The organism is Micromonospora sp. NPDC047753 (assembly GCF_040642735.1).
GTDB lineage: Bacteria > Actinomycetota > Actinomycetes > Mycobacteriales > Micromonosporaceae > Micromonospora.
The window spans coordinates 1-4,346 of sequence record NZ_JBEYSL010000537.1 but is presented as its reverse complement, the minus strand read 5'-3'; the positions used below and the strand labels follow the sequence as shown (position 1 = coordinate 4,346).

The window sequence follows — 4,346 nt, the reverse complement described above, 5'->3', positions numbered from 1 at the left end:
CTCCCTGGGGAGCACGGCCTTCGCCATCGCCAGCCCGGGCCGGACCACGCAGCCACCACCGGCGCTCCCGTCCGAGTCCATCGCACCCGTCCTGCTCGACTTCTCCGAGCTGGCCCTGCGGGTGGAGGACGAGACGGGGGAGGAGCTCAACTTCGACGCCCCCGGGCTGCGTCGCATCGCCACCGTCGGGGATGTCCTCGACTTCCTCGTCGAGCTCCAACACCAGTGACCGTCGCGACGTCGCGCCACCCGACCCCCGCCAGCCCGGAGCCAGCCGGTGTCGACAACCGGCTCGTCGTCGGTGGCGCCACGCTGGCCTGGCGTTCGCTGCCGACGCTCACACTGCCCGACCCGGCGGCGGTGCTCGCCCGCTCGGCCGTGCACGCGCTCACCGCGGCGCGGCAGCACGCCGTGCACGGCACCGAGTTGCTGCTCAGCACCGCGAGTCGGGTCGACGCGGTGATGCGCACCGAGCTGCTGGAAGCCGGGTTCACCGTCGGCGTCCTCGACGACGACGGCGTGCACCCGAGCGCACCGGCCCGCCCGCGAGCCGCCGAGCCGGGCCGACTCTGGCTGCTCACCTCGGGCTCCACCGGGCGTCCGAAGCGGGTCGGGCACACCCTCGACACGCTGACCACAGTGCGTGCCGACCAGCCCGACCGGACCTGGCTCTGCCCGTACGCCCCGGGCACGTACGCCTGGTGGCAGGTCGTCACCCTGTCGCTGACCCAGCCCGGCCAGCACCTGGTGGTGGTCGAGCCCGACGAGTTGGACGACTGGCCCACTGTCGCGGCCACCCACGGGGTGGACGCGGCCTCCGGCACCCCGACCTTCTGGCGGCGCACCCTCTACCGCGACGCCGAGGCCCTCGCCCGGGTGCCGCTGCGCCAGATCACCCTCGGCGGGGAACCGGTGGACCAGGCGATCCTGGACCAGCTGCGGGAGGTATTCCCGACGGCCCGGATGTCCTGGATCTACGCGTCCTCCGAGGTGGGGGCATCCATTGTGGTGCACGACGGGCGGGCCGGGTTCCCGGTCGACTGGCTGGGCCGGGAAGTCCCGGGCCGGCCGACGCTCTCCGTTGACGTTGACGAACTGGTGGTCACCTCCCCGTACCACGGGGCTGGTCTCGCCGGCCCGATCCGCACCGGGGACCGCGTGCAGGTGCTCGACGGCCGGGTGCTGATCACCGGCCGACTCGACTCCGACGAGATCAACGTCGGTGGTAGCAAGGTCTCCGCCGGTGTGGTCCGCGGTGTGCTCGCCGCTCATCCGGCGGTGGCCTGGGCCCGGGTGACCGGCCGCCGCGCCCCGGTGCTCGGGCGGATGGTGGTCGCCGAGGTGGTCCTCGACCCGTCCTCTGTGGACACCGACGAGGCTGCGCTGGTCCGCTGGTGCGCCGACCGGCTCCCCGAGCACGCGGTGCCGCGCCGCATTCGCGTCCTGACCGACATTCCCGTCAAGGAGACCCTGAAGAGCGATGTCTGAGCCAGCCGACAACCAGTTCGTCCCGCCCAGCTCCGTGGTCCTCGTCTCCGGCGGGTCCCGTGGCCTGGGACTGGCCATCGTCACCGACCTGCTCGACGCGGGCGTACGCGTGGCCGCGTTCGCCCGCACCATCACCCCGGAGTTGGAGAAGCTCGCCGCCGAGCATCCCGACCGGGTGCACGTGGGTTCGGTGGACGTCACCGACCTGCGCGCCGCGCAGAGCTTCGTCCGCGAAGTGGAGCAGCACCTCGGGCCGATCGACGGCATCGTCAACAACGCCGCCATGGGGCAGGACTCGCTGCACGCGCACACCGCCACCGACGACATCGCCCGGATCATCGAGACCAACCTGACGGCCCCACTGCAGCTGACCCGACTGGTGATCCGCCGGATGCTCGCCAAGGGGTTGCGCGGGCGAATCGTCAACATCACCTCGATCTGCGGGCAGCGCGGTTTCCCGGGTCTCGTCGCGTACTCGGCCACCAAGGGCGGCATGGACGCCGCCACCCGCTCGCTCGCCCGCGAACTGGGCGGCCGGATGCTGGTCAACTCGGTCGCGCCCGGGTTCTTCGCCTCGGAGATGTCCGCCGTGCTCGGTCCGACCCAGCTCGACCAGATCGTGCGCCGCACCCCGACCGGTCACCTGACCGAGCCGGTGGAGGTCACCCCGGTCGTGCGGATGCTGCTCCGGGAACACACCAACATCAACGGCCAGGTCATCGTGGTGGACGGTGCCGCCGCCATCTGACCTGCGCTCGGTTCCCCTGCCTGTGCAACCGGGGCGGCGGATCGGCCGCACCGGGCCGGCCCTGTCGTCGGGGACGGGCGGCGGGGCCGCGCCGCGTCCGGTGCCGGGGCTGCTCGCCGCCGCCGAGCAGCATCTGCGCATCGGCGCCCCCGCCGACCTGGCCGACGCGGTGACCCGAAGCCACCTCGACGACGGCCGTTGCGTCGGCTGGTACGGCCCGCCGACGCCCGACTGGCGGGTGGCCATCGACGCGGAGCGCACCGACGCCCCGGTGCCGCCGGCGCTGGCCCGCCGGTTCGGCGCCGGCGACTTCTGGGCCCGGTGGACCCGCGCCGAGTGCTGCTGCAAGCTGGCCGACGTGCCGGTGGCGGCCTGGTGGCGGCGTCACGGACTGGGTGCGCCGGCCGACGGCTCGGCGGTCTGGCGGACCCTCCGGCTGGCCGACCTGGTGGTCACCGTCGGCTTCACCGCCAACGGCCGAGCTGCCGCCCCCAACAGCCCACCCCACTAAACCCAACCCACCCCGCGCACCCCACCCCACCCACCCCGTCGATCATGGAGTTGTGGTGCCTCACAAAGCAGGCACCGGGGGTCTTAACGACCACCACAAGTCCATGATCGACGCGGGCGGGCCGGGCCGGGCCGCGTACGGGCCAGGTGGGGTGGGGTTGGGGGTCAGATCTGGTTCCAGCTCAGGGGGGTGCCGCGGGGGACGTCGGTGGTGAAGGTGCGGCCCAGGACCCGGTCGATCTCCACGGGGGCCAGCCCACCGGCCGGCCGGATCGAGCGGACGTTGTGCGCGGTAACCGGATCGCCGGCCCGGACGTCCTCGACCACGAAGAGCGACCGGCGGAACCGGAGCCCCTCCCGCTCCGCGGGGGTCGGTCCGATCGCGGTGCCACCCAGCGCCTCGAACGCGCGGCCGGACTCGGCGACCAGGGCCGTGAGCTCCGCGGGGTTCAGGGAGAAGTCCGAGTCCACACCGCCGTCGGCGCGGTCCAGCGTCACGTGCTTCTCGATGAAGCAGGCACCGAGCGCCACCGAGGCGACCGCCACTCCGATGCCGGGGGTGTGGTCGGAGAGCCCGACCGGCACGTCGAACGCGCCGGCCAGCACCGGCAGCCGGCGCAGGTTGCTGTCGGCCGGCGGGGCCGGGTAGGACGCGGTGCAGGCCAGCAGGACGATGCCCGCCGCGCCGCCGGCTCGGGCGGTGCGCACGGCGGCGTCGATCTCGGCGACCGTCGCCATTCCGGTGGAGATCACCATCGGTTTGCCGGTGCTGGCCACCAGCCGGATCAGCGGCAGGTCGACAAGCTCCGACGACGCGATCTTGTACGCGGGCGCGTCCAGCGACTCCAACAGCTCCACGGCGGTCGCGTCGAACGGCGACGAGAAGACGGTCAGGCCACGCTCGCGGGCCCGTTCGAAGATCGGGGCGTGCCACTCGTACGGCGTGTGCGCGCGTTCGTAGAGGCGGTACAGGTTCTCCCCGCCCCACAGCTCGTGCCCGCTGGAGATTCGAAAGGCCGGGGTGTCGACGTCGATGGTGATGGTGTCCGGCCGGTACGTCTGGAGCTTGAGCGCGTGCGCCCCGCTCGCTGCCACCGCGTCGACGATGGCCAGCGCCCGGTTCAGATCGCCGTTGTGGTTGCCGGACATCTCGGCGACCACGAACGGTCGCTCCCCGGCGCCGACCGCGTGCGGTCCAATCTTGATTGTCGCTGTCATTCCGACCTCTGCTCAGGTACGCCCGCACCGGGGTGCGGTGGTGCTGTCGTCGTCCACCCGGCGGGCGGACGACCTGGAAAATCAGCACGCCGGGAGCAACCCCGGCTCCCGGCGTGCTCAGCGGTGGGGGCGATCACGGCAGCCGTCCGCCGGCCAGCGCGTCGCGCCGCTCCGGCGCGAGCCCACCGTCGCGCGTCGACCCCGCGCTCGCCCCTCGCCCCGGGTCCTCGTCGGCGGCGAGCGAACCGCCCCCGGCGCCGCCCACTGGGCCGGATCGACGCAGGCGACCAGCGACCCGGTGGGCCTGGCGCAGCGCCGAGTACGCCACCCAGTCACCCCGCCCGACGAGGCGGTGCTTGAGCCCGGTCACGCCCGATGGCAG

The 4,346-nt window shown here is 73.3% G+C and carries 4 protein-coding genes and 2 pseudogenes; 4 read left to right on the top strand and 2 right to left on the bottom strand.

What is annotated here, in order from left to right:
- The 4 genes and pseudogenes from ABZ749_RS30350 to ABZ749_RS30335 form a co-directional block, all read left to right on the top strand.
- Window positions 1-229, top strand: a pseudogene (locus tag ABZ749_RS30350) (hypothetical protein); the annotation flags it as partial.
- Window positions 226-1,488: an AMP-binding protein gene (locus ABZ749_RS30345; RefSeq protein ID WP_357233779.1), complete on the top strand. Its 1,263-nt coding sequence runs from the start codon at window positions 226-228 to the stop codon at window positions 1,486-1,488. The pseudogene ABZ749_RS30350 and the gene ABZ749_RS30345, both read left to right, overlap by 4 nt.
- Window positions 1,481-2,236: an SDR family NAD(P)-dependent oxidoreductase gene (locus tag ABZ749_RS30340; protein ID WP_357233777.1), complete on the top strand. Its 756-nt coding sequence runs from the start codon at window positions 1,481-1,483 to the stop codon at window positions 2,234-2,236. The genes ABZ749_RS30345 and ABZ749_RS30340 overlap by 8 nt, the downstream gene beginning before the upstream one ends.
- A complete protein-coding gene (locus tag ABZ749_RS30335; RefSeq protein ID WP_357233775.1) occupies window positions 2,220-2,747 on the top strand; it encodes a hypothetical protein in 528 nt (175 codons plus the stop codon). Before ABZ749_RS30340 ends, ABZ749_RS30335 begins: the two co-directional genes overlap by 17 nt.
- Window positions 2,748-2,911: 164 nt before the next feature.
- Here ABZ749_RS30335 and pseI read toward each other — a convergent pair whose 3' ends face one another.
- Together pseI and ABZ749_RS30325 are read right to left on the bottom strand one after the other, a co-directional pair.
- Window positions 2,912-3,964 carry a pseudaminic acid synthase gene (gene pseI, locus ABZ749_RS30330; RefSeq protein WP_357233773.1) on the bottom strand — a complete coding sequence of 351 codons (1,053 nt, stop codon included), beginning with the start codon at window positions 3,962-3,964 and terminating at the stop codon, window positions 2,912-2,914.
- A 133-nt stretch (window positions 3,965-4,097) separates the two neighbouring features.
- Window positions 4,098-4,346, bottom strand: a pseudogene (locus ABZ749_RS30325) (hypothetical protein); the annotation flags it as partial.

Coding starts and splice junctions, on each gene's coding strand:
- ABZ749_RS30340 (WP_357233777.1), top strand. CDS start 1,481: ATGTCTGAGCCAGCCGACAACCAGTTCGTCCCGCCCAGCTCCGTGGTC.
- pseI (WP_357233773.1), bottom strand. CDS start 3,964: ATGACAGCGACAATCAAGATTGGACCGCACGCGGTCGGCGCCGGGGAG.